The sequence below is a fragment of the Hydrocarboniclastica marina genome (genome assembly GCF_004851605.1).
In the GTDB taxonomy this organism is placed as follows: domain Bacteria; phylum Pseudomonadota; class Gammaproteobacteria; order Pseudomonadales; family Oleiphilaceae; genus Hydrocarboniclastica; species Hydrocarboniclastica marina.
On the sequence record NZ_CP031093.1, the window covers coordinates 3178126 to 3202239 of the forward strand.

Genomic DNA, 24114 nt, shown 5'->3' on the forward strand with positions numbered 1-24114 from the left:
CGCTATATGTTCACGTCCCCGGCCCTGCGAATCAGCCTCAGCTTCATTGGGGTCGCCGGGTTTTGCCTGTTTTTTGCCGATATGGCGATTTCCAGCCAGAACCCCTGGCGGGAGATGGGCCGGCTGGCGTTGGGACTCCTCACGCCTGATCTGTTCGCGGTCGGCGACGTCGGGACCGCACTGGTTAAAACCATCGCCTTTGCCATTGTTGGTGTCACCCTCGGCTGCGGGGCGGGTTTCTTGCTGGCACTCGGCTTCGACTCGCGTTTCATCAGGCTGGGGTGCGCGTTCGTTCGGGCCATCCATGAGCTGTTCTGGGCACTGATTTTCCTCCAGTTCTTCGGTTTTCACCCACTGACCGGGGTGCTGGCCATCGCGATCCCGTATGCGGGAATTTTTGCCAAAGTGTTCGCCGAGATTCTCGAGAACGCAGACCCTTTGCCTGAGCATGTTCTGCCCGCAGGCAGCGGACGCCTTTCCGCTTTCGTCTTTGGTCGGGTCGCGGTCGCCTGGCCGCATCTGGTCAGTTATACCGCCTACCGTCTTGAGTGTGGTCTGCGCTCCAGCGCGATACTGGGCTTCGTCGGTCTGCCCACGCTGGGTTTCTACTTGCAGTCATCATTTTCCCAAGGTTATTACTCGCAGGTCGGGGCTCTGTTGCTACTGTTCTTTATCCTGATCGGTACACTGCGCATCTGGGCAAGGCCCAGGCTGATCCCTGCTTACGTGGCTCTGGCGCCTTTCATGCTGGGTAGCGGCATGCCTATCGCGTGGCAGAATGCATCTCGGTTTTTTACGCAGGATATCGTGCCCTCGCCGTTAAGGGACGGCGAGGGATGGGAAGCCCTTTGGGATTGGCTGGCTTCAATCGTGCTAACCGAAGCCCTGCCCGGCCTGTGGAATACACTGGTACTGACACAAATCGCGCTGGTGGGCACAGCAGTGATTGCGCTATGCGTTTTTCCTCTGATATCACGCCACTTTGGCGGCCCCAAGCGGCGCCTGGCCGGCCATACTCTGCTGGTCGTTGCGCGTTCTACGCCCGAGTACATCCTTGCGTACATTCTGCTTCAGCTGTGGGGGCCCTCCATGCTGCCCGCAGTGGTGGCGCTGGCACTGCACAACGGGGCGATCATAGGTCATCTGATCGGGCGCCAGAGCAACGAAATCATCCTGAGACCAGACAGCGCCTCTGGCTTGAACCGTTACGGGTTTGAACTGGTGCCCCGGGTGTACGGCGGCTTCCTGGCGTTTCTGTTCTACCGCTGGGAGGTCATCCTCCGGGAGAGCGCCATTTTAGGGATTCTGGGCGTAGCGACCCTGGGCTTCTATGTTGACAGTGCGATCCAGGAAATCCGGTTTGATCGCGCCATGGTGCTGATCCTGGTCACGGCGCTACTTAACATTGCGGTGGATGCCGTGTCGAGACGCCTCCGCAAAAGGATCCGGGCCCAAGTTGTACCCACCTGCTAGTGTCCTGCGCTTGATCGGCGGCCAGCCGTCCTTCCGGCGCCTTCGTGGCGGAGTAGCTCTTCCATTTGTGACGCCGGCATGGGCCGGTGGAGAATAAAGCCCTGGGCGAAGCGGAAACCCAACTGCCGGATGGCGCTGAGGTGTTCCTCTGTCTCTGCCCCTTCGGCAACCGACTGCACATCCAGGGCTGTGGCGAGGTTCAGCACCGTACGCGCGATTTCACGGCTCTTGGGCGATTCGGGGATCTGCTGGATAAGCGACCGATCCAGCTTGAGTACATCAATAGGCAATGATTGAAGGTAGCTGAGGGAAGAGTATCCGGTGCCGAAGTCATCGATGCAGATCCGGACGCCCATGGCCTGCAGCTCAGCAAATATCACCGCCGCCTCCTGCGAGCTTTCTATCAGCACACCCTCGGTTACCTCCAGCCGAAGATGACGACCCTCAAGGCCGTTCCTCTCAAGTGTTTCCTGAACGCGCGCCACCAGATCGCCCACAAAGAACTCTCGAGGGGAAAGGTTCACACTGACGAAACAATCCGCCGACACTACCCCAATCTCTAGCCAGCGGCTGAGGTCCTCGCAGGCGCGCTCGGTTACGAACCGGCCCAGAGCGGTTATCAGCCCGCTTTTCTCTGCGATAGGAATGAACTCGCTCGGGCTCATTTCGCCGAGCTGGGAGTGCTTCCAGCGGATCAGCGCTTCACAACCCACCGTGCAGTTGCTGTCGAGGGCCACCACGGGTTGGTAGACGACTTCCAGTTCCTGTCGCTCAAGTGAGTTACTGAGTTCTGCCTGCACCACCGTGCGGGTCATCTGCTCGGTACGCATTCGCTGGTCAAAGAAAATAGATCTGTTCTTACCCTGGTTTTTCGCTTCATAAAGCGCCATATCCGCGTCCCGCAGCACTTCATGTGTTGTCTTGTAGCGGCTGTCACCCATGGTTATTCCCATGCTGCTGCCAACTCGCAGCTCGAGACCGTCGAAGACAAAAGGTAACTCCACGGCTGCCTGAATCCGTTCAGCAATGTAGCCGACGTCTTCCCGGCTGGCGGCTTCTTCCAACAGAACAATGAACTCATCACCGCCGAAGCGTGCGCAGGTATCCACCGGTCTCAGTTGCTGCTGCACCCTCTGGGCAAAGGCAGCCAGGAGTTTGTCCCCGGTCAGGTGCCCGTAACTGTCATTGACCGTTTTGAAGTTGTCCATATCCATGATCATGGCTGCGTAGCTTTCGCCATAACGTTGTGAGCGATCAATGACGTGTTTCAGTCGATCCAGAAAGAGGGAACGGTTTGCGGTACCGGTCAGCTTGTCGTAAAAGGCGCTGCGGTGGAGTTCCTGCTCGAGCTGCTTCCGCTCGGTCACATCCCGGCCATTGCCGTAGAACGCGGGCTCCTGCTCAGCGGCTACAAAATGCCATTCCACCCATCGTACGCCGCCGTCCTCGGCGAGATTACGAATTTCCATCGTCGTCCGGCTTACTTTCTTGCTGGTCAGGATCTTCAGTTCATGTTCGGCGCGATCGCGGTCGTCTTTGTGGACAAACTCCAGAAACGGCGCGCCCACCAGTGCCTGACTCTCGAACCCGAGTATTTTCTGACAGGCGGGATTGACCTGCCGGAAGGTGCAGTCTTCGTTGACGGTGCAAAGCAGATCACCTGATAGAGAAAAGAAACGATCGAGTCGCAGCTCCAGATTTTCCCGCTGGGCCATTTCTTCGAGCAGGTCTACATTGGCCTGGCTCAGAGCCCAACTACGTTGCCGGTTTATGCCAACGGCCCAGACCAGGCCAGCCAGCAGAAAGCTGATGACAATGCCCGCCCCCATCACGACCAGCGCCTTGCCCGGATCGGCTAGCGCCTCAATGGGATCTCGGGAAAAAAAGCGCAATGTCCACTGATGGTCGTTGAATTCAAATGGCAGCGTTTCCCGGAACTCGCCATCCACCTCTGAATCCGGGTCAGCAGCACTGTCAAAAATTTTCATCCCGGGGCCTTCGCCCGCCTCGTCATAAATCTGCAGGCGGAGATCGTTCAGTCCTGAGGCGGAACCGAATATCCCCGTCATCAGGTCGCGCATCCGAAACGGACTGTAGACATAACCGATGAGCTGCTCGCGTCTTTCGGCTACCGTGGCGGGAACCTGGCCGTCAGCGTACACCGGTAAATAGATCAGAAACCCTCTTTGCGCGTTAACCCCTGTCTCCTGCACCAGTGATACTGACTGGGTCGCTTTGGCCTCACCAGTATCGCGGGCCTTGATCATTGCCGCCCTTCGGGTCGGATCGCTGAACATGTCGAAACCAAACGCACGCTGGTTGCGCCAGTCAAAGGGTTCCAGGTAGACAATGCTGGTATAGGTGGCGCGCTTGCCCTCGGGCCAGAGGTTAAACTCGGGGTATCCTTCAGCCCGGACGCGTTCGACGAAGGCTGAAACGTCCTCCGGAGCGATCACTTCGGCGAAACCGAGGCCCTGAACCCCAGGATAGTTGCGATTGAGATCCAGCTTTTCGACGTACTTCGCCCAATCTTCTCGGCGAACATTGGTAGCCGCGAAAAGTGCGGCGCCGCCCCGCAGGGCATTCTCGTGGGAGAGCAGGCGCTGACTTATCGCGGCATTAATCTCGCCGATCCTCGATTCAAACTGCCGGGCAGCGTCTGCCACAGACTCGCGGTACACACTCAGCGATTGATAGAGCGTCAGACCGATGAGCACCAGAAAGATGGCCAGAGCCGCGTATGTGCCTTCGCTTCGTTTTAGAATGGTACGCCTCGTTCTTGTCGATATTGCGCCAGATTTCCACAGGCCCACTGCGCAGATTTTCGTAGCCCAATGCGCAGGGTAGCCTGAAGCTCTCGCCGCGGCATTAAAGAACGATTAAGTCTAGTGTCCCATTCGGGTAACTCGTTGACCTACGCGCGCCGCTAAAGGTTTTGAACAAGATGCAGGACCGGCAGATGTTGTTTCAGTAAGGACTTGTCCGACTCCGTTCAGGAGAGGTGGTGCATGAGAATCAGAAAACCTGTGGCTACGGCGCAACAGTAAAGGGTTACAAGGCGAGTGATGCCCAGTTGCCTCAGCACAACCCCTGGCATCAGCAGGCAGTGAAGAAGCGTCAGGTCAAACTCGGGACGCTCCGCCAGCTCCCTTAGCCAGAGAGCCACCGCGAGCCAGATAAGCACCCCCATGAGAAGAAACATGGCCGCATAGATTCCAGATTTATCTCTATCAGCCCGGGCCGCTTAAGCTGACTAATGACCGGACCTGCTGAACAGATGCTCAAGATCTGAAATGTCGACCATGGGGTCATCCAGGTCAACCACCATTTTCAAGTGAGCCAGGGTCCAGGCGCGTCCCGTGATGTGGCTGTGCATCGCCTTGTACTTACCGACTTTTGCGGCACCGATAACAGTGCCGATGAAGCGGGTGTTCCGTGGCGAAATGGTCTCAAGCCACTGACCATCGGTGATCTCGCCATTTTCGTACATCAGGGCCAAGCGGGCAGAGGTGCCGGTACCGGTTGGGCTTCGGCAGATCACGCCCGGATGCACATAGGTTGCTGAGCGAGCCTGAAACCCGTCCTTGTCCACTTTCTCGACCGGCCCCATAAAATGGGCAAAGGGAAGAGGGCCGACTTTGCCCAACTCTGGATGCTCTTCGGCAAACTCAGCCCGCACCGCACGCACAAACGCATCGCCAAAAGCAGTCAGCGCGATACTCTCTTCCTGAGTCAGCTTGAAGCCCACAGCCGTGGCATCTACGAGCGCAAAATAAGCGCCGCTCCAGACCACGTCGTAAACCACCTTGCCATAGAGCGGCACTTCCACCACCAGGCCTCGCGCGGCGACGAAGGCGGGTTCGCCCTGGGTGGTGATGGACTCGACGCGACCGTCGCGATTCTGTGCGGTGATATGAGCCAGCCCGGCCGGCGACTCGAGCACCAGTTCCTGTCGACCTTCCTGCATCGGCACCCAGCCGCTTTGCAGGATGGTCGTCGCCGTGCAGATAGTGTTGGACCCCGAATACATCGGGTAACCCATTGCCTCCATAATGATATAACCGGCCTGGGCTTGTGGATGGCTCGGCTCAACAACAAGATTAACCGACATCGCCGGGTCGCCGTAGGGCTCGGATAACAGCAGCCGCCGCAAGCCATCGCCATGGCGCTCGAGGTAGCGCATCTTTTCCAGTACAGAACGGCCCTCAAGCTTGTCTATGCCGCCGAGCACGATGCGGCTGACGTCGCCTCCGGCTTGGGTATCGATGACTTCCAGCGACCTGAGCCGCGAGTGGGACGGCCCCGGCTTACGCCTGTCCGGCGCGAATTTGGTCGAGAGACGGTTGAAGTTATCATTTGGCATAAGGCGCTCCGACGATATCCCACTTGCGATCCGGAACTACAACCAGCTTGCCGACGTAGGATTTGTCCATGAACGCTTGCTGAGCCTGATGGAATTCAGATAGGCGGTAAGTCCGGTCGAGCAGCGGTTTTATCCGGCCCTGCTCGATGTAGTCCACCAGTCGGCGGAAGGCGACCCGCGTGCCCTGGGATGAACCGTGCAATTCGAGCTGTTTGAGGTACATGGTCCGCAGATCCAGCTGGACCACAGGACCACTGATGGCGCCGGCGGTCGTGTAGCGCCCTTCGGGCTTGAGGATCCGAAGGAGGTCGTTGAACATTGGCCCGGCCACCAGATCCGCGACTACGTCGATAGGCGCGTCATTAGTCACTGCGGCCACGGATTCGACCAGATCGCCTTCACCGCGTAAAACGGTAGCTTCTGCGCCAATGTCGCGCATTGCCGCTTCTTTGCCGCGACTCGTCACGGTGTAGGGGACAGCACCCCGAACCCGCGCCAGCTGAACGATAGCCGAGCCCACGCCGCCAGACGCCCCGGTTACAAGCACGCGCTCACCTTTTGCCAGCCTCGCCCGGTCCAGCATCTGTTCGCCGGTCAGGTAGGCGCAACAGAAAGTCGCCAGTTCAGCATCGCTGATGTCGCTATTTACCACGTAGGCATTTTCCGCCGGGACCGTCGTGTACTCGGCGTAGCCACCGTCCCGGCCATGGCCGATATAGTCGATATCCGCCAGGCTGTTGTCGCCCTCGGGCCGGTTATAGATGCTGAAATCCACAATAACACGTTCGCCCACCCGCTCCGGCGACACGCCCTCGCCCACGGCAGCGATCGTGCCGACCGTATCGGTGCCCTGGATGCGCGGAAACTCGAGGGTCGATCTGCCCCGGCGCCAGGTCGAAACAGTCGCCGGATCAGTATCACTGCCGTAGGCGCCTTCCCTGACCCATACGTCAGTATTATTCATGCCACAGGCACTGACCTCTATCAGTACCTCGCCTTTGTCCGGCGTGGGCACCGGAACATCCCGGTAGGCCAGTTGCTCGAGGCCGCCATGGCCGAGCAGCTGGACCGCTTTCATCGTTTCAGGGAGCATGCGCCCTCCTTATCCCGTTGACGGCGGTTGAACACCGTAGACTGCGTCGGAAAACCTGCGAATCCAGGTCGTCCGGCTACCGGTGTTGTGACACTCATTTGGTATCACCCTGTCCCCGCTGCTGACAAGACCTTTAATGTGACAACACCAGGGTGTAGGGCTTCTGTCGTTAGTGCAGAGCCTGAAAACGGGATGGGAAGTCAGAGGGGGCAGTGTTGCCGGGCCAGAGCCGGGATTATCCTATCGACAATCTGGCCAGCCTTTGAGGAAGAGCTTGAGATAGGGAATCTGAAAAGGCACGCCGGGCCTGAGTGAGACCGCTTTGCTGAAGTCGGCCTTGTTGACGCGTTATTTGTTGACGACGGCTATGGTCAAGGGGGTTTTGATCGTCCGGCCCTTGAGTGTCCCGCGCGGCCTCGGCATGCAGGACCTGGGGCCGGACCGGCTTCCGACTAGCCTCCTGCCAGGGTTTGCATATCCTGTCCGGACTTGCTCTGCTCGTAACGAAGCGCGGCGCCGGCGATCGTTCCGGATTCGCCAGTATTGATCCAGCGTTTGATACGGCCGGCGTCACCAATGGGCGTCCATTTTCCGTACGAGTCCAGCATCACCATGGCAACCTGCCTGCCGTCGACCTCAGTCAACATTACCAGGCAGCGCCCTGCCTCGTTGATATAGCCGGTCTTGCTCAAGGCAATGTCCCAGGAGCCACGGCGAACCAGTACGTTGCTGTTGACATAAGAGAGGCTATAGCTTGGGTTTTCGAAGCGGGCCACGTGGTCCGCCTGGGTGGTAAATTCACTTATCATCGGATAGCCGGACGCTGCCCGTACCATTTTGACCAGATCACCCGCAGTGGAGACATTGCCCGGACTGAGTCCTGTGGCATCGACAAAGCGCGTACGCAACATACCAAGGGACGCGGCCTTGGCGTTCATTGCCTCCACAAACCCTTCTTTGCCACCGGGGTAATGCCGCCCCAGTGCAGACGCAGCTCGGTTCTCTGATGACATCAGGGCAATCAGTAAAAGCTCGCGGCGGCTCAGCCTGGACCCGAAACGGACGCGTGAATAGGTATTCTTGAGCAAATCCCGATCCGCGCGGGTGATGGTCAATTTCTCATCAAGTGGTTGGTCGGCGTCCAGCACGACCATGGCCGTCATCAGCTTGGTGATAGAGGCTACCGGTCGCACCGAGCCGCCGTTTTTCAGGTAGAGGACTTCGCCGCTTTCGATTTCGACTACCGCCGCACTGATGGAGCCAAGACGAATGCTCTCGCTGTCGAGCTGGTCAAGCTGATCAATAAGGCTCGTTCCGGCCTGAAGCGGAAACGAAAGAACGAGAAATGATAAACAGAGCAGCAGTTTTTTCATGACGACAACTAATGTTCGGGAAGTGGTAAGCCAGGGGGCAAAGGCGCCCAAATGTTAAATAGAGGTTAGCAAACAGAAAGGAAGTCTCCACCATAAAACAGCAGCTGTAACATTACAGTTGTGAATCCAGCGGAGCTCCGCACAACCACAAACCCGACGCGATCACATCAGGCGCGGTACCCGGCCATGCAGGAACTCGTAGGCGAGGAAGCTCAGGATACCGACGAGCATAACCCGATAGGCCAGTCCTTTATCAGCCTGTGTGCCGAGAAGGCTGATGCCGACGCCGGACATTGCACAGAGTGTGCTGGCGAGAAAGAGCGCCAGGGCAATTGCAAAATCCAGAATATCGCCCGATCCAAACGCTGCCCCCGATTGCGGCTGCATGGTCCAGTAGATTGTCGCGCGGAAGACGAGTCCGACGACCACAAGGCCCAGCGTCACCACTTGAAGCACCGCGGCTACTCTTCTCAGCTTTTCGAGCTTGATCATTCTTTTATCCAGCCTTGGCCATTTTTTTGAACGTAATTGCCGCTTTTTTTAAAACGTAATTACTTCGATGCTTGTTTTAACCGTGTCGCGCCTCCATTGTTAGAAGCATGACAAACACTGATCATTTAACCCGAAGAACGACACTCACGCTTATCGGCGGGGGCCTGGCTCTTGTCGCCCTAGGGGTGAGGCTCTCCGGTAATAACGCCGTTGAGGCGGAGCCTGCGCCGGCAGAGCGATCGCCGGCCAGGCCAGACCAGCCCGCAGACTGGCACGACCTTTCTGAAGCGGACTGGCGGGCGCGGCTGGACGAAGAAGCTTTCGCGGTCCTGAGAGAAGAAGCAACAGAGCCTGCGTTTAGCAGTGCCCTCAACAAGGTAACCGCTACAGGAACCTACCTCTGTGCGGGCTGTAGCTTGCCGCTCTTCAGCTCAGAAACCAAATTTGACAGCGGGACCGGGTGGCCCAGTTTCTACGCGCCGTTAGCTGACGCGGTCAACACCCGGCGCGACTTCAAGCTTATTTTCCCGAGAACCGAGTATCACTGCAGCCGTTGCGGCGGACACCAGGGCCATGTATTCAACGACGGTCCCGAGCCGACCGGCAAGCGCTATTGTAATAACGGTGTTGCACTTCGCTTTGAGCCGGCGCGGCAAGCCGGCTAGCGGCAGCCGTCTTGGGCCTAGAGCTGGGCCATATCGTAATAGTGGACCTGTCAGCCCCGCAATAGGCCAGCAGACTCATCTTTAGAGCAGTCTTCGCGGCCTTCAATGTCGGCCATGCGTATAGATGACCACTTCGAGCCGATCAGTCTTCTGGAGCTTTATGAAACGTTCAATGGGTTTAGGCATATTGCTGCTGCTGCAGCTTTCGGCTTTGTCGGGGCTGCAGGCCCAGGAGTTCGAGAAAGCAACATTCGCCGGAGGCTGTTTCTGGTGTATGGAGCCGCCCTTTGACGGGCTTGAAGGCGTTCAGTCGACCACTTCCGGGTACGCCAATGGCCACACGGAGAACCCGACCTACGAACAGGTCACTGCTGGCGGCACCGGCCACATTGAAGCTATGCAGGTTACGTACGACCCGTCCAAGATCAGTTATCGTGAACTGCTGGAGGTCTACTGGCCAAACACGGACCCAACGGATGACAAGGGCCAGTTTTGCGACCGGGGTTTCAGCTATAAACCCGCCATTTTCTATCATTCGCCCGCTCAGGAAGCCGTCGCCCGAGAATCCCTCAAGGCGGTCGCGGCGAACCATCTTGACGCCCCCATCGTCACTAAGGTCGAGCCTCTCCAGGCGTTCTATCCGGCCGAGGACTATCACCAGGATTACTATCGCAAGAATCCCGCCCGCTACAAGTTCTACCGCTGGAACTGCGGCCGGGAAAACAGGCTGGATCAACTGTGGGGTGAACAGCGCAGGCTGGACCTGTTCGGTGAGCCCAGCCCGTGATGGATGGTGCTACTTTCAAGAGACAGCTGCCAGACTCGCCGCTTCCCGGGTCACTGTTATCGTTTGACCAGCCTCGCGCTAATCCAGCCGGGCTTCCAACGCCTCGGCCATTTCTGCAATGGCTTGCTGCCAGGCTCTACCCAGACTTCTGACGAGGGCTGGATAGCCATCCGAACCTAATGGCTCTTCTATCTGAAAGCGCCGGTGTGCGACCCGGCGCCCCTGGTCGTTCCTGATTTCCCACTCCCCGCCCACAACCGCTTTGCCATCATGTCGCCCCTGAAAGCGGTCGATATCGACTGTCAGCCTGTAATTGCTCTCTTCAATAGCAACGCCCGGTCGGACCTGCAGAACTTGAGTGTCTGCCAGATTCTGCGCCAGGGAGTACTTGAGGGTACGGTCCAATTGCCGTTCAAGGGGCTCAGCCCAAAGATGGTTATCGGCGTGACGCAGTTCTATATCGCTCAGTTGCATCAGGATGCCGTCGTGCCGCAGGTAACGGGCTGTGCTCACGGGTGCCACGGTGACAGTTTGCCCAGCGTCGTCACTCAAGTCCTCAGCCTGTGCGTCACCCAGGGGCAAGGTATACCGACTGACAGGTGTTGGGCTGCTAACACATCCCGAAAGTCCGACAATCAGCATCCCGGCAATGATGGCTCGGCAGAGGCTGCTTTTGACCTCGCTTTTGGCCAACCCGAATTGTCTCTTTGCGGTCACCATTGGCTTGCGATCAAGCGGTTCTTCCGCCGAAGCAACTGATATCACCTTCATTCCTGGGCCCTCGGTTCCGGGTCATCGGTCTTGGTGCGATTGAAAATGAGTGCATTGGGCTGTTCCCGCAAGGTTCGGGCGACCGGTTGCAGGTCGTCGAGCAATACCTGGAACTGCTGGAGGGTATCGCTCATCTCCCGGTAGGCGCGGGAATCGGGAGAAAAGCCATCTAGTGTGGTGCGCAGCTTATCCAGTGTCTCGTTAAGGTTACCAGGCACATCCTGGACGTTGGGGTCGGAGAGTAGCTCCTGCACCACCTGCGCCGTACGCTGAACCTCCTCCAGTGTCGCCTGGGAGGTCTGCAGGTTACTGTCGAGGCTGGCCAGAATTGGCTCAACCTGGAGCTTATTCAGTTTATCCATGAGTGCCGAGACCTGGTCGCCGAGTTGCGACAGCCCGCCCGGCACGGTGGGGAATACCGTTTTACCCTCGAAAGAAGCCAACTGGTAGTCCGGCGCTTCGCGGTCGAAAATCAGGTTGACGTAGAGCGACTGGGTCAAGTAATTACCGGTTTTGAGCTTGGCCCGCAGGCCGCGGTCGAACAGTCTGGCGATACGGGTTTTCCAGTCCTCGATGTCGAAATCGGCGCTGATATCCTCGAACCTCTGGGGTTCAAAATGGATCAGAACGGGTATGGCGAAGCGTCCTGTGGAGTCCGGTTGAGGTGCCGTGAAGCGCCACGGCACACTGGCGACTGTACCAACCCGCACGCCCCGGTATTCCACCGGCGCTCCGGGATCGAGCCCACGAACACTGCCGTCGACCATCAGCACATACTCAAGATGCCGGCTGTATGTCCCCTGATGCGCACTGTCCCTGTTGGCGTAGAGCGTAAACACGTCGCCAGATTGCGCTTCATCCCCCCTTTCGCCGTCGTTGGGAATGCCGAAAGTGACCCCGCCACCAATGAGCGTTTCCAGCGACTCGACCGACGCCTGGAAGCCTTGCGAGTCCATCCGCAACGTGACACCAGATGCACTCCAGAATCGGGTATTCTCGGTCACCAGCACCGTATAAGGTCTGTGTATATAGAGGCTGTGCCGCAGTTCCCGTGTTTCCGGGTCAAACTCAGTGGCTTCGACCCGACCGACTTCGTAGCCCTGGTACGTGACAGGATCACCGGTGCTCAGTGCACTCCCCAGTTTGCTGACCAGCTCGACCCGCAACCCCTCTGCGTTGGGCGGTGCTACAGGCTCGTTCTCAAGCGCTTCGAAGCGTCGCTGGGGCTCGTCACCACGGCCGGGCAGCAACTCTATATAGGCCCCGGACAAAACCGTGCTGAGGCCGCTTATCCCTTCCCGGTCGATACGGGGCTTTACCACCCAGAAGCGGCTCTGCTCATTAAGCATGCGCTCGCTATCCGGGCTCATGGATGCGGTGATGATAGCGTGGTTAAAGTCATCGGACAGTTGCACGGTTTCAACCCGCCCTACCTTCACATTGCGCGCTTTGATCAACGTTTTTCCGGGTTCTACGCCCTCGGCGTTCTCCAGCAGGAGTGTTATAACCGGGCCGCGACTGGCGTAGTTGTCATAGAGCATCCACAAACCGATCAAGACAGCCACTAACGGTACTATCCAGATGGGCGAGATTCGTGCCTGCTTGCGTTTTACTGCACGCTCGGAATTCGGGTTGATACCGTTACTCATGTTCCCTCAGCCTTGAGCTTGCGATGGCGGAACTTCAATCGGTCAGATCCTGCGGGGTTGTCCCACAGCAGGCGCGGGTCAAAAGTCATCGCGGCAAGCATGGTCAGAATTACAACAGCACCGAAAGACAGGGCTGCCGGGCCCGGATCGATGGACATCAGCACGCCGGCCCGGATCAGCGCCACCATAACAGCGACCACAAAGACATCGATCATGGACCAGCGACCGATGAACTCGGTAAGACGATAGAGTCGCACCCGCTGCAGATTGGTCAAGCGCTCACCGCCACGGCGAGCGATGATACAGAGCCACGCGAGAGCCAGCACTTTGCTGATCGGCACAACGACGCTCGCGGTGAAGATGACCAGCGCAATGGGCCAATCGCCGCCGGCCAGGAAAATCATGACCCCGCCGATAATGGTTGAGGCTTCGCTTTCGCCCAGTTTCGTGGCCGTCATGACGGGATAGGCGTTTGCGGGAATGTAAAGCACCGTAGCCGCGGCAAGCAAGGCCCAGGTCCGTTGCAGGCTATGGGGCTCGCGCTGGTGCAGATGCTCGCCACACCGACGGCAGTGCGTTTCGCTGTCAGTCTCGCAACGGTTTACCAGGCCGCAGATGTGGCATCCGACAAGCCCCTGGGGCGCGGTTTGCTCACCGGGGCGGGCACCGGCAGGCGCAAGCGGCTCCCCCGCAAGTGAGAACCACATCCAGTCGCGGTCGAGGGACTGGTTGGTGAGCAGCAGCAGAACAGCAAATACACAAAATGCCCAGAAGCCTACCCCAAGCGTGATGTCGGCAATGCCCGCAACCTTTATAAGGCTGACCAGCGTACCGACCACGAATACATCGGCCATCATCCAGGGCACCATGTATACAAGCGCCCGTGCAATCAGCCGACTTTTTGGTAAAGGGTTTCGCCGTATCAGCCCGACCTGCAACCAGATGACCGCGGCAAGATAACAGCCCGGCAGCACCACAATTGTAAGGATGACTATTATCCCGACAAGTGGCTCGTTGAAACCAATTAAAGCGCTTGCGGTCTCCGTCAGCTGTATACGGTTGCCGATGCCACGGACCTGGAAACTGATGAAGGGAAAGGAAACCGCGAGCAGCAAAACCGTAAGCGCAGACACGGCAAGCGCCAGGCTTCGTTGCGCCGGGTGGTGGTGCCGTCGCACCAACACGTGTCCGCAACGCGGGCACTCCGCATTGAGGCCGCCTTGCAATGCGGGCAGCGCGACCAGCAGGTCGCACTCATGACATGCACGCAGGCGCCGCCGGGGCAAGGTAACAGCGTCCTCATTGCCACCGCCGGCGGCCACCGGGACGACGCCGTGAACATCTACTAGATTAGTCAAACGTGTCCAGCCTTAGTCAAACAGGATCAGCCCGGGCGCCGAGACAGACGCGAGCCCTTTCACTTTCTCTGTTTTTCGCAAGCGGGGCAACTTCTGCCTTGGTGCTGAAGCAGTAAAGTGCCTAACGGCAGTAACGAAAGCCCCTATTATCAAAATGGAAGTGATCGAGATGGGCGGCGTTATAGTCCGGTCCGAGTACCGTTCCAAAATAACGGCATGCGGCCTGGTGAGCCTGATGCAAAAACGATTGCTCAGCCGGACGCTCCGGGTTATTCCAGTGGCCGGCCAATGTTAGCCGCCGACCGTCGGCAAACCGGAACGCAGCAACATCCAACGCCGAAGCCGAGGCATGCGCGCTCATTCGGTTGGTCGGGCTATTGGCAATCGTCCGACAGGAGAAACTTCCGAGGTGGTCGACCTGGGAAAGCTCCACTTGCAGAAGCTCGCGCGCCAGGGGAGCAAGCGCCTGTCGCTCATACATGACCCAGGCCACTGCGATCGGGCAACTGACGGTAAAGGGCCGGTTAAACGCGACGGTCGTACTTCGCAGCCGGACGACGTTGGTCAGGGGGCACCCCTTTACAGGGGTGTAGTCTTCAAGGGGCATGTAATCAATGGCGCCCGCCGGGATACGCGCCAGTACATCCAGGCAGTCCTGCGGGCGCTTGCTCAAGCGGGAAAGCTTCCAACGGGTGACTGGCGTCATAGCATGGTTTACGTCCAGTTCGGCGCCGGGATTCCAATTCGCGGGCAGCACCCACCACTGCTGAACAAAACTAAGTACAACCAGGGCTGCAACCGCCAGTGGGATCGTGTAGCGTTTCTGAATTCTGAACAATCGGTACGCCCTAGTATCCTGTCTGGGTAATTCATGCCGCCGGCCAGTCATACTGCCAGCTAGCCATGCTACAGACGAGCCAAACTGCCAGCGTGCGCCAGACTGGCCGTGAGTTATTCAACCACAGCCCATAAAGAGACTACCTTTGGCTTAAAACCCCAGCGTCGCCAACGTGACCTCCAGCGCGGACACGATGGCGCCACAGCGCGCCCGCTGCAGCCATGCCGAGGGCCAGAAAGAGCCCTTTTGTCAGCCCGGGATTGCGCACAGCGCGAGCGTAATAGCTCGTCTTGCGTACCGAACCGCCCAGCATGTCACCGTGCTCACGCCCTTCTGCGGACGCGTGTTCAAGGATACCGGCCGGGTCTCGGGGCGAGACCCCTGAATTTATCTGCTTTAATGCGACTTCTTCGGTGAATCGGTCGACTGTGCGCGGGAGATGGTTCCTCAGGGCACCGAACATGCGGGCGCCTCCACCGATATACAGGTCGCGACCGCCGCGCTCGGCCGCGTGGCAAATTGACAGCGCGACCTCGGACACCGCGTAGATCGGCGTGGGCAGTTTCGGCTCGACATTCATGTAGTTGCGCGCGTGCTGCGGGAACGGTGTGTCGATAGAGGCAGGCTTGATCAGAGTCACCGAAACCGGCGCGCCTTCTGCTTCCAGCTCTGCCCTGAGCCCGTCAGTGAACCCTTTGACAGCATGTTTGCTGGCGCTGTACATCGTCAGGTTGGGCAGGGTTACGTCAGAGGCCACGCTGCCTATATTGATGATTGCACCACCCTTGTGGCGAAGGTGAGCAGACGCCAGCAACGAGCCGTTTACCAGGCCCCAGAAGTTTGTTTCGAAAAGGCGACGGTGATCCTCTTCTTTTACTGCATCCACGGGGCCAAAAAGTCCCACGCCTGCGTTGTTGATCCAGGTATCAAAACCGCCGAAGCGCTCAATCGCGGCCTCAGCCACTCGCTGAAGGTCTGCCTTATCGCAGACATCCCCCACCACCCGGATAGCCTCACCGCCGCCGGCCGAAATCTCATCTACCAGATTATCCAGCGCAGCCCGATTGCGACCGGTAGCCACGACCCGGGCGCCGATTCGCGAGGCCTGCCGGGCTGTTGCAAGACCAATACCGCTGGATGCGCCCGTGATAACCACGACCTGATCGCGCAATGGCTTAAGTTTTACCATGTCTGTTCCTCCCTGAAGTTGAGCAGTTGGCGTCCACTCCCGGATGCCATAAACCCCGTATCGGGCACATACTCGAGCCCGTTCGGGTTCAAGCCGCCACGTGGGCCAGCTTGTGGTTCTGTCGTAGCCACTGGTCCTGGAAAACGCGTCGGGCAGCGAGGCTTACATCCCGGATATACCAGGCGTTGACCGAACCACCCACCAGCGCGCCGATCATTGGGACTGTTTGCAGCGCCTTTCGTTTGGCCAGATTGACACTCAGTTGGCGCGCCAGTTGTTGAGCTGTCACTTTGCTACGGTCTATGGACGTGACGTTATCTGAGTTGGAGTGGCCGCCCCCCGGACTCAACTGCGACAGAACAGCCTCCAACCGTGTCAGCGCCTCGGTTTTCTCTTCCATGTTGTTGGCGCCAGACACTGCCAGAATCCCTAGCGCCACCTCGCGCTCGTTTTTTACGTCGAACCCGTAGCAAAGGCCAGTGCGATAAATCGTCCGCAGCGCCAGCGTAACCACCGCCGGGATGTCGGCGACCAGCCCCATCAGTCCCGTGACCCCGGTCACAGCGCCTTCTGCCGCGGCCAGGCCCATAGCCCAGCGGTGCGTTCCCTCAGCAAGTCGATCGCTGAGATTGAGGTCCTTTTCCTGCAGCTCATCGCGCTGACTGACTCCGGCATCGCGAACGATGACACGCTCATCCGACAGCCAGACTGCGGTTTTATCCAGCCAACCGAACGTCTGGCTCAGGGGGATGTAGGGCACAATCTGATCAACCGCCCAGTTGAAGCGTTTCGGCAGCGTGCCAAAACGACGTGAAAGAATGGCTGGTTTGGCCCGTTTCCACGCTTCGATTTCCGCTGCCTGAGTGGACTCATATTCGGTAACCATCGTGCTATCCCTCCTGAGTGTACCAATGTCCAGTGTACCAACATGTATAGCCGGCGCTGCCGCGCGGCTCAGGCAGTCTGATTGCTGTGCTTGCCTTCCGCGAACTCTTCGACGAGCTTGGAACAGAAGCTTTTCAGGTCGTCCGGCTTGCGGCTGGTCACCAGGCCACTGTCGACATGAACCTCTTCATCAACCCAGGTACCGCCTGCGTTGCGAATATCAGTCTGCACCGAGGGGAACGAGGTCAGCGTACGACCACGGACTACATCGGCTTCCACCATAGTCCAGGGACCATGACATATCGCACCGACAGGCTTTTGCTGGTCGAAGAATGCTTTTACAAAGCTGACCGCCTGTTTATCAAGGCGCAGATTGTCAGGATTAACCACGCCGCCAGGCAGCACCAGCCCGTCGTAGTCTTCAGCCCTAGCCTGGGCTACTGACTGGTCAACCCGAAACTTGTCGCCCTTATCGATATGATTCATGCCCTGAATTTCGTCGCTTTTGGGCGACACCAGTTCGACCTTTGCCCCGGCGTTTTCCAGGGCTTCCCAAGGCTCCGTAAGCTCTACCTGCTCTACCCCATCGGTGGCCAGAAACGCGATTCGACGTCCATTTAGTGTTGCGGTCATTAGATGCTCCTTGCGGATGTCCGACTGAATTCTTGCCTCATGAATATTTTGCGACTGCATCTGCCCCCCCTAGCCGTCCGGCCAGCTCTCCAAACTGTTCAGGCGGGCCCGCCGGTGAGATGAGAGTGGCAAAACCGGCAGCAGTGCAAATACGGCGTGAGATTTTTCCAGTTAGCGGGCCAGGCCGCGTCTGCCGCAACCCCCCCCGCCTGATCCTCACGATGTGGGCGTGACGCCCGCCGGTCAAGTTACCGCAAGGAAAGCAGGCCTTGAGCCGCGGGCTTTACGGGACCGCCAGCCGTATCCATTACAAGACCGCAACGATTAGTTTGTGCACAGGCTCTCATTCCTCTCGCTACGTGCTGGTGATTCGTTCGTGAAAGCCCCACATTGGTGCCTATCTACCGGCGGACGGAGGCTATTTTGGAGTTGGCGCATCCGCTAAGGAAAAGGAGACAAAAACAAATGGTTTATACCAAAGCATCCTTTTACACGATAGCGCTGACCGGCATGCTGACCATTGTCGTGCCTGGTGCGAATGCTGAAATGGAGTCCCTGGAAGACCAGGAGCTGCGCGCGGTTACCGGCGGCTCTGCATTGCAGTATTCCGCCACCGACATCAGTTATAACCTGAGCCAGTTGACCGGCATCGATTACAGCAGCGGTTCTCGCACCGAGACCCGCACTGTCACGGAGCGCGTCGACGCCACGGTCCACCGCCTGCAGATCAATGGTAGCGGCGAGATTCATGCGTATGCTGAAGAATTTACGCTGGGCGACTACGGTGGAAGCAACAACTCGATCTATAAAACGGCAGACGGCCAGGGTATTCCCGATAACGCACTGCGTAATTTCGGTTTTGGTAACAGTGCAGAAGACCCCTTCAGATTTGAAGACCCCTACATTGAGGTCCAGAAACAGCGCCACGCAGATGGCAGCGAGTCGATCCGTGGTGTCCGGATAGGTTTTGGCAAAGCTAACGGCCATACGCCACTGACCATCGACTCCACTACGGGCTATATCTCGACGCTGAGCCTCATGCCGGAACTTGAAGGCTTCGTCAAGGCTCAAGTTTACGGCACCGGAACAAAAGACACCTTTGTCAGCCTGCTGGGCGAAATCCCCGACGGCAGCGGTAACTATCCGCAGACCGGTCCCGGCCAGAACACGAGCGGCGCACTGGCCCCGCCAGACCTGATCTCGAATATGCTTAACAGCTTGATCCCGGGAACCGACACCTTGGGCTTGAGTCACCTGACCGGTTTGCTGGGAGACATTACCGAAAGCAATATAGCTACCCAAGGCCCTGGCGGTAAGGAACTCAACCTTGAGCATGTACGTAGCCTCGACTTCAAAAATGTCGACAATTTCTATATCTCAATGAATCAGGGCGGAGGCAATTCCATGGTCAACGCGGATGGCAGCGTTAATGGCGCCATGTGGTCCCAGCACCTTAAGGGTGTAATACCTGAGAGCCGGCCTGACCTTCCGGGATGGAACATGGTCATGCCCTTTAATGACCCCAACAACGTCACTGCCGGGTATGTTGAAGCGCACACTGACATGGTGCCTGCGTTGAGCCAGATTCTGCTGGGAATCGGCGACGACAACCCGAGACAGAGTTATCAACCCGTGTTTTGATTGAGTGCTATACTTGCCCCTATTGGCGAAAATAAGAATGGCACGGGAGTCTATTATGACGATCAGAACCAAGGCGGCTATTGCCGCTGGCTGCTGCCTGCTAAGTATCCCGGTTTTGGCTTTGGAAAAGATGAGCGATGAGCAGCTCAGCACTGTCCAGGCCAAGGGCGCTTATAATTTCGCCTTTGAGAATATTGAGTTCCGCGGTACCGAGATCCCGGGCGTGGCTGAGGCCGGCAGTATCAATAGTATTGGTACGGACGGCTCCTCCCTCGGGCTCAAGCAGTTCCAGTTTTCGGCGGGCAGCATCGGTACGCTTACCTCACCCCTCACTACTGAATCTGTAGTGGCCAATGGTAGTGTTAACGGCAACTCAATGGCTGACCGTAGCTACCTTCGAATTGGCCTGCCAGAGGCAGCTGGCTGGAACAATGTCGACATCGCTTTCGACGCTGTTTATGGCAACCCGACTGAACTCGATCCTGAAAACCCAAACATCGCGGTAGGCGGCACGCCCTCGAGCAATGGCCGGTTTGGCCTCGTCAGTATCGACGACATCAGCGTGACCGGGCATCTCGACGTCAGCTCTATTCCTACCGGATTCAAGATCAGTAGTGTTCACGGTGAAGACGGCGGACTGCTTTCCCGGGAAGGTCTTCTGCTTAACGTCGCTATCGATGAGTTGAAGATGAACCAGGTGCTATTCGAACCCGGCACTGCAAACGGTGTCTTTGATGGTGACAGGGATCTGGTCATCAACAATTTCGTGCTCGAAAACCTGAGCATGAACTCAGCCACAATTGAAACGACCAGTAGTGGATGGCGCTTCGCCTATTCCGATCCGCAGCCCTTCAAAGGCAGTCTTGGGGAGACGTTAACCCCGGGCGTGTCAGGTCATCCGGATACGGCGAGCCCTAACTACAATCCCGATTTTCCCAAGGCAAACCTGTCATTTGAATCGCAGATGACCCACTCCCAGGTCAGTGAATCCAGGCTGCAAGGTGTGACGCTGGATCATCTGGTATTCAACGTACGGAACGACTGAGGGGGTCGCCATGCGTAAGCCATTATTTGCTCTTCTACTCCCGACATTGGCTGCATCTGTCATGTTCGCGAGTTCAGCTCAGGCCGAAATGGAACGTCTTGGCGAGACTGAGCTTTCGACGGTCTCCGGCCAGAGCGGCATTTCGCTCGACCTCGCCCATCTGCGTGTCAACGCCTACGCTCCAGGCAGCGTAGACAATCCTGACACGCCGGTCGACGAGAGCGACGGCCGTCAGAAGAACGGTTTCAAACTGGACTACGTGACGAAAAACCATGCCGGTGGCGGCGAAACCCATTACTTCATAGACGACGTATCGCTGGCTATGGACCTGACCGGCGCTATCACGCTCGACATCGAAGAAGATGGCGCACTTCTGATTGGGCTACCGGACGCTGTTAACTTTGTGGGTGACGGCCTGGCCCTGCGTAACATTCATCTCAACCAGACCGGACTGGCTACAGACGGCGGCAAAATGATGAACGAAATCAACATGCAGGGCAACTTCGATACAGGCGGAACAATCCGCATGTGGTCTGAATAGAACCCTGCTACTCCTTGGGTGAAACCCGGCTAAACCCCGGGTTGAGCTAGCTTCTGCCTAGGGGACCAACCGGTGCCGCTCGCCTCCCGCGGCGCCCCCTGCCAGCCTCCCTCGCGCCTTCGAATTAAGCTTCTGCAAATTACGGTTCTGCAAAGCTCGTATCGAACAACCTCGTTTTCTGCCACGATCAGCATCAGTTCTGGCTTCGTCCTCTCCGCAAGCTCTACCTGCTTAAAGGAGTGATGGGGCATCGTCTGCGCTCTTACCTGGTGCTTTTGGCTAAACGCCGCCCTAACGACGCGGTTATGCTGATCCAGGACCTGGTCGGAGATATCTGGATCGATACCAAGGTCGGTATTGCGCTGTAGCCGGCGTTATAACAAGGAGTTAAACATGCCCAAAAACCCTCACACCCAAAGCAACAGCGGACCCGCCGAGGACAACGCAACAACTAACGAGCACAGCAAAACCGATCAGCTGGAAGCGAGCCGTTCGCGCGCTGAAGGTCGGGACCTGCGTACCAATCAGGGCGTTCGCATATCGGACAACCACAATTCCCTGAAAGCCGGCGAGCGCGGCCCGACCCTGATGGAAGATTTCATCTTCCGGGAAAAACTCAATCATTTCGATAATGAGCGCATTCCAGAACGCATCGTCCATGCGCGCGGCGCTGCTGCACACGGGCACTTTCAGCCTTACGAAAACGCAGCAGCGTTGTCCAAAGCCGGCGTATTCCAAGACCCGGACAAGAAAACGCCCGTGTTCGTGCGATTTTCAACGGTGCAGGGCGGGCGCGGTTCCAACGACACCGTTCGCGACGTGCGAGGCTTTGCCACGAAATTCTATACCGACGAGGGCAACTGGGACCTGGTAGGCAACAATATGCCGGTATTTTTTATCCAGGACGCCATGAAATTCCCCGACTTCGTCCATGCCGTCAAACCAGAACCGCACAATGAGATCCCCCAGGGCCAGTCTGCCCATGACACCTTTTGGGATTTTGTATCACTGATGCCGGAATCTGCCCATATGGTGCTCTGGACCATGTCTGACCGGGCGTTCCCCAGACACTACCGGACAATGGAAGGCTTTGGCGTCCACACTTTTCGCCTGATCGACAAACAGGGGAAGTCCCGCTTTGCGAAGTTCCATTGGAAGCCCATGGCAGGAACCTGTTCCTTAATCTGGGACGAGGCCCAGAAACTCTGGGGTCGCGACCCTGACTTCAACCGACGAGAAATGTGGGAAGATATCGAGAACGGCGATTATCTTGAGTACGAGCTGGGCGTGCAGATTGTCGAGGAGGAAGACGAGCATAAATTCGACTTCGATATCCTCGACCCGACGAAGATCATTCCCGAGGAACAGGTCCCGGTTACACCTATCGGCAAGATGACTCTAAACCGCAACCCGGACAATTATTTTGCCGAAACCGAGCAGGTCGCCTTCAGCCCCGGGCATGTCGTTCCGGGCATCGACTTCAGTAACGACCCACTACTGCAGGGCCGGCTGTTCTCGTACCTGGACACACAGATGCTGCGTCTCGGCGGTCCGAATTTCCACGAGATCCCGATCAATCGCCCGGTCTGCCCGTTCCACAACAATCAACGGGACAGCATGCACCGACAGACGATCAACACGGGTCAGGCTTCCTATGAGCCCAACTCTATCGATGGCGGCTGGCCCAAAGAGACACCTCCCGGGCCAGAGAACGGTGGCTTTGAGTCTCATCATGAGCGCATCGATGCCCACAAGATTCGCGCGCGCAGCGACTCCTTCGGCGATCACTACTCCCAGGCCCAGCTATTCTGGAACAGTCAGAGTGATGTCGAGAAGGAACACATCATTGCGGCCTATGCGTTCGAGCTTTCGAAGGTAAAGCGGCCTTACATCCGCGAGCGGGTGATTACGGAGATTCTGCCCAACATTTCGGTAGATCTGGCCCGGGCCGTGGGCAAAATGCACGGACTCGACGCACCGTCCTCCCCTACCGCTTCTGCAGAAGAGCTTGGTAAAAGCTCGCAGAAGACCTCCAGCGCACTGAGTCTCATGGCCCGCCTCCCCGGCAATATCAAATATCGCAAGGTTGCTCTTTTGGTAGCGGATGGCGTGGACTCGGGCCAAGTACTCGACCTCAAGCAGAAGCTGGAAGCCGAAGGTGCTATGGCCATGATTATCGCGCCAACGATGGCTCCGGTGAAGGGGTCCGACGGCAACAGCGTAATGCCAGACGCCATGCTAAATGGCCAGCCTTCGGTAACCGTCGATGCTGTTATCGTGCCCGGTGGCCAGGACAGCGTTTCCAAGCTGGCCAAATCAGGCCAGGGCCGCTACTACCTGCAGGAAGCGTTCAAACACCTCAAAGTCATTGCTACACTGGGCGAGGGCAAAGAGTTGCTGACGACCGCAGGCATACCCGTTGATGAGGGCATCCTTTCCGGCAGCGAGCCGGATGATGTCTTTGCAGAGTTTTGCAGGCTGGTGGGCCAGCACCGCGTCTGGTCAAGGGATACCGTGGCCAACGATATGCCAGCCTAGAAGCCCGCAAACGCCGGAACGGGGGCACGTGGGCAGGCAAAGCCCTCATTCCGGACCGGCTTAAGCTTATCCGGCAGCAGGAGAATCCACCATGCGCAACCTGCTGGTGCTGGCGTTAGTCATTCTGCCTTTGTATGCGGCCTTCTACGCTCACTCACGACTGGCCGCGCAGACACCCAACAACAAGCAACTCTGGCTTACCCATATTTTACTGGTTACAGTAGGGTTGGCGTTCGGCTGGGCAGTAAGCAGTGTCTACCTCGATACCAGCGGCCTGGAAACGCCAGCCGCATTTCTCGGGGCATTCGGCGCGGCCCATATTCCCGCTGCAATTATTCTTTTTCTGAAGCGGCTTCGGGCCAAGCAGCTCGATGACGGGCACTAGTGTCCCGGACGACCCGGCTACTGCACTATCGCCCTACTGCACTATCGCCCTAATGACCTACTCACCTACTGACCTACTCACCTACTGACCTACTCACCTACTCACCTACTGACCTACTGACCTACTGACCTACTGACCTACTGACCTACTGACCTACTGCAACTGTGCGGCAAAATTGTCGCGAACATGCTTGTTGATATAGGTGTTCAGATGGGCTCCGGCCTGTGCCAGCTTGCCCATGGCCTCCACGGCCGCCGCTCCGGGATGGCCATCGTCGTAACGATAAACGGTCCCATCTTCGAACTGAACGTCGATAAAGCCGCGGCCCAGCCTGTAGGCGACAATGCCCGAGCCCCGGCCGGCTCCCGCGTATGGTGTCATCTTGCCCACGATGC

23 protein-coding genes are annotated in these 24114 nt (G+C 57.8%); 9 read left to right on the forward strand and 14 right to left on the reverse strand.

Annotated features, from left to right (window positions below):
• Positions 1 to 6 precede the first annotated feature (6 nt).
• Positions 7 to 1473 carry a PhnE/PtxC family ABC transporter permease gene (locus soil367_RS14095; RefSeq protein ID WP_136549698.1) on the forward strand — a complete coding sequence of 489 codons (1467 nt, stop codon included), beginning with the start codon at positions 7 to 9 and terminating at the stop codon, positions 1471 to 1473.
• On the opposite strand, the gene soil367_RS14100 is transcribed toward soil367_RS14095, so the two are convergent.
• The 6 genes from soil367_RS14100 to soil367_RS14125 all read right to left on the reverse strand — a co-directional run bounded on the left by soil367_RS14100 (position 1470) and on the right by soil367_RS14125 (position 8794).
• Complete coding sequence (locus soil367_RS14100; RefSeq protein ID WP_136549699.1) at positions 1470 to 4190, reverse strand: bifunctional diguanylate cyclase/phosphodiesterase; 2721 nt, start codon at positions 4188 to 4190, stop codon at positions 1470 to 1472. The two genes, soil367_RS14095 and soil367_RS14100, sit on opposite strands and share 4 nt — an antisense overlap.
• Before the next feature lie 275 nt (positions 4191 to 4465).
• Positions 4466 to 4675, reverse strand: a complete 210-nt coding sequence (locus soil367_RS14105; protein WP_136549700.1) for a hypothetical protein — start codon at positions 4673 to 4675, stop codon at positions 4466 to 4468.
• A 51-nt stretch (positions 4676 to 4726) separates the two neighbouring features.
• Positions 4727 to 5836, reverse strand: coding sequence for a proline racemase family protein (locus tag soil367_RS14110; RefSeq protein WP_136549701.1), 1110 nt, complete (start codon positions 5834 to 5836; stop codon positions 4727 to 4729).
• Complete coding sequence (locus soil367_RS14115) at positions 5826 to 6929, reverse strand: alcohol dehydrogenase family protein (RefSeq protein WP_216642725.1); 1104 nt, start codon at positions 6927 to 6929, stop codon at positions 5826 to 5828. Before soil367_RS14115 ends, soil367_RS14110 begins: the two co-directional genes overlap by 11 nt.
• 452 nt (positions 6930 to 7381) lie before the next feature.
• A complete protein-coding gene (gene pbpG / locus soil367_RS14120) occupies positions 7382 to 8302 on the reverse strand; it encodes a D-alanyl-D-alanine endopeptidase (protein WP_136549702.1) in 921 nt (306 codons plus the stop codon).
• A gap of 162 nt (positions 8303 to 8464) precedes the next feature.
• Positions 8465 to 8794 carry a hypothetical protein gene (locus soil367_RS14125; RefSeq protein WP_136549703.1) on the reverse strand — a complete coding sequence of 110 codons (330 nt, stop codon included), beginning with the start codon at positions 8792 to 8794 and terminating at the stop codon, positions 8465 to 8467.
• 107 nt (positions 8795 to 8901) lie between these two features.
• Here soil367_RS14125 and msrB point away from each other — a divergent pair, with 107 nt between their 5' ends.
• Together msrB and msrA are read left to right on the forward strand one after the other, a co-directional pair.
• Positions 8902 to 9459 carry a peptide-methionine (R)-S-oxide reductase MsrB gene (gene msrB / locus soil367_RS14130; protein WP_136549704.1) on the forward strand — a complete coding sequence of 186 codons (558 nt, stop codon included), beginning with the start codon at positions 8902 to 8904 and terminating at the stop codon, positions 9457 to 9459.
• 160 nt (positions 9460 to 9619) lie between these two features.
• Positions 9620 to 10246: a peptide-methionine (S)-S-oxide reductase MsrA gene (gene msrA / locus soil367_RS14135; protein WP_136549705.1), complete on the forward strand. Its 627-nt coding sequence runs from the start codon at positions 9620 to 9622 to the stop codon at positions 10244 to 10246.
• Positions 10247 to 10324: 78 nt separating this feature from the next.
• Here the strand turns inward: msrA and soil367_RS14140 are convergent, their stop codons facing one another.
• The 7 genes from soil367_RS14140 to soil367_RS14170 all read right to left on the reverse strand — a co-directional run bounded on the left by soil367_RS14140 (position 10325) and on the right by soil367_RS14170 (position 17569).
• On the reverse strand, positions 10325 to 11017 hold the full coding sequence (locus soil367_RS14140; protein WP_136549706.1) for a PqiC family protein: 693 nt from the start codon (positions 11015 to 11017) through the stop codon (positions 10325 to 10327).
• Positions 11014 to 12666 (reverse strand): intermembrane transport protein PqiB, encoded by a 1653-nt coding sequence (gene pqiB, locus soil367_RS14145; protein ID WP_136549707.1) that lies wholly within the window; start codon positions 12664 to 12666, stop codon positions 11014 to 11016. Before pqiB ends, soil367_RS14140 begins: the two co-directional genes overlap by 4 nt.
• Entirely contained in the window at positions 12663 to 14024 is a 1362-nt protein-coding gene (locus soil367_RS14150) for a paraquat-inducible protein A (protein WP_216642726.1), read from the reverse strand. Before soil367_RS14150 ends, pqiB begins: the two co-directional genes overlap by 4 nt.
• 121 nt (positions 14025 to 14145) lie before the next feature.
• Positions 14146 to 14862, reverse strand: a complete 717-nt coding sequence (locus soil367_RS14155; protein ID WP_216642727.1) for an extensin-like domain-containing protein — start codon at positions 14860 to 14862, stop codon at positions 14146 to 14148.
• Between the two features lie 139 nt (positions 14863 to 15001).
• Positions 15002 to 16051 carry an SDR family oxidoreductase gene (locus soil367_RS14160; RefSeq protein WP_136549709.1) on the reverse strand — a complete coding sequence of 350 codons (1050 nt, stop codon included), beginning with the start codon at positions 16049 to 16051 and terminating at the stop codon, positions 15002 to 15004.
• Between the two features lie 88 nt (positions 16052 to 16139).
• Positions 16140 to 16937: an EcsC family protein gene (locus soil367_RS14165; RefSeq protein ID WP_136549710.1), complete on the reverse strand. Its 798-nt coding sequence runs from the start codon at positions 16935 to 16937 to the stop codon at positions 16140 to 16142.
• 68 nt (positions 16938 to 17005) lie between these two features.
• A complete protein-coding gene (locus soil367_RS14170) occupies positions 17006 to 17569 on the reverse strand; it encodes a type 1 glutamine amidotransferase domain-containing protein (RefSeq protein ID WP_136549711.1) in 564 nt (187 codons plus the stop codon).
• Positions 17570 to 18034: 465 nt separating this feature from the next.
• On the opposite strand from soil367_RS14170, the gene soil367_RS14175 reads away from it, so the two are divergent.
• From soil367_RS14175 to soil367_RS14195, 6 genes are all read left to right on the forward strand, one after another.
• Positions 18035 to 19210, forward strand: a complete 1176-nt coding sequence (locus soil367_RS14175; RefSeq protein WP_136549712.1) for a hypothetical protein — start codon at positions 18035 to 18037, stop codon at positions 19208 to 19210.
• A gap of 55 nt (positions 19211 to 19265) precedes the next feature.
• Complete coding sequence (locus soil367_RS14180; protein WP_136549713.1) at positions 19266 to 20255, forward strand: hypothetical protein; 990 nt, start codon at positions 19266 to 19268, stop codon at positions 20253 to 20255.
• Positions 20256 to 20265: 10 nt separating this feature from the next.
• Positions 20266 to 20796 carry a DUF6160 family protein gene (locus tag soil367_RS14185; RefSeq protein ID WP_136549714.1) on the forward strand — a complete coding sequence of 177 codons (531 nt, stop codon included), beginning with the start codon at positions 20266 to 20268 and terminating at the stop codon, positions 20794 to 20796.
• Between the two features lie 242 nt (positions 20797 to 21038).
• The gene (locus soil367_RS19135; RefSeq protein ID WP_281283909.1) at positions 21039 to 21164 is read left to right on the forward strand and encodes a hypothetical protein; all 126 of its coding nucleotides are present in this window, start codon (positions 21039 to 21041) and stop codon (positions 21162 to 21164) included.
• A 25-nt stretch (positions 21165 to 21189) separates the two neighbouring features.
• Positions 21190 to 23334: a catalase HPII gene (katE, locus tag soil367_RS14190; protein WP_136549715.1), complete on the forward strand. Its 2145-nt coding sequence runs from the start codon at positions 21190 to 21192 to the stop codon at positions 23332 to 23334.
• Between the two features lie 91 nt (positions 23335 to 23425).
• Complete coding sequence (locus soil367_RS14195; RefSeq protein WP_136549716.1) at positions 23426 to 23719, forward strand: hypothetical protein; 294 nt, start codon at positions 23426 to 23428, stop codon at positions 23717 to 23719.
• A 153-nt stretch (positions 23720 to 23872) separates the two neighbouring features.
• Here the strand turns inward: soil367_RS14195 and soil367_RS14200 are convergent, their stop codons facing one another.
• Positions 23873 to 24100, reverse strand: coding sequence for a hypothetical protein (locus soil367_RS14200; RefSeq protein ID WP_136549717.1), 228 nt, complete (start codon positions 24098 to 24100; stop codon positions 23873 to 23875).
• Between the last annotated feature and the right edge of the window lie 14 nt (positions 24101 to 24114).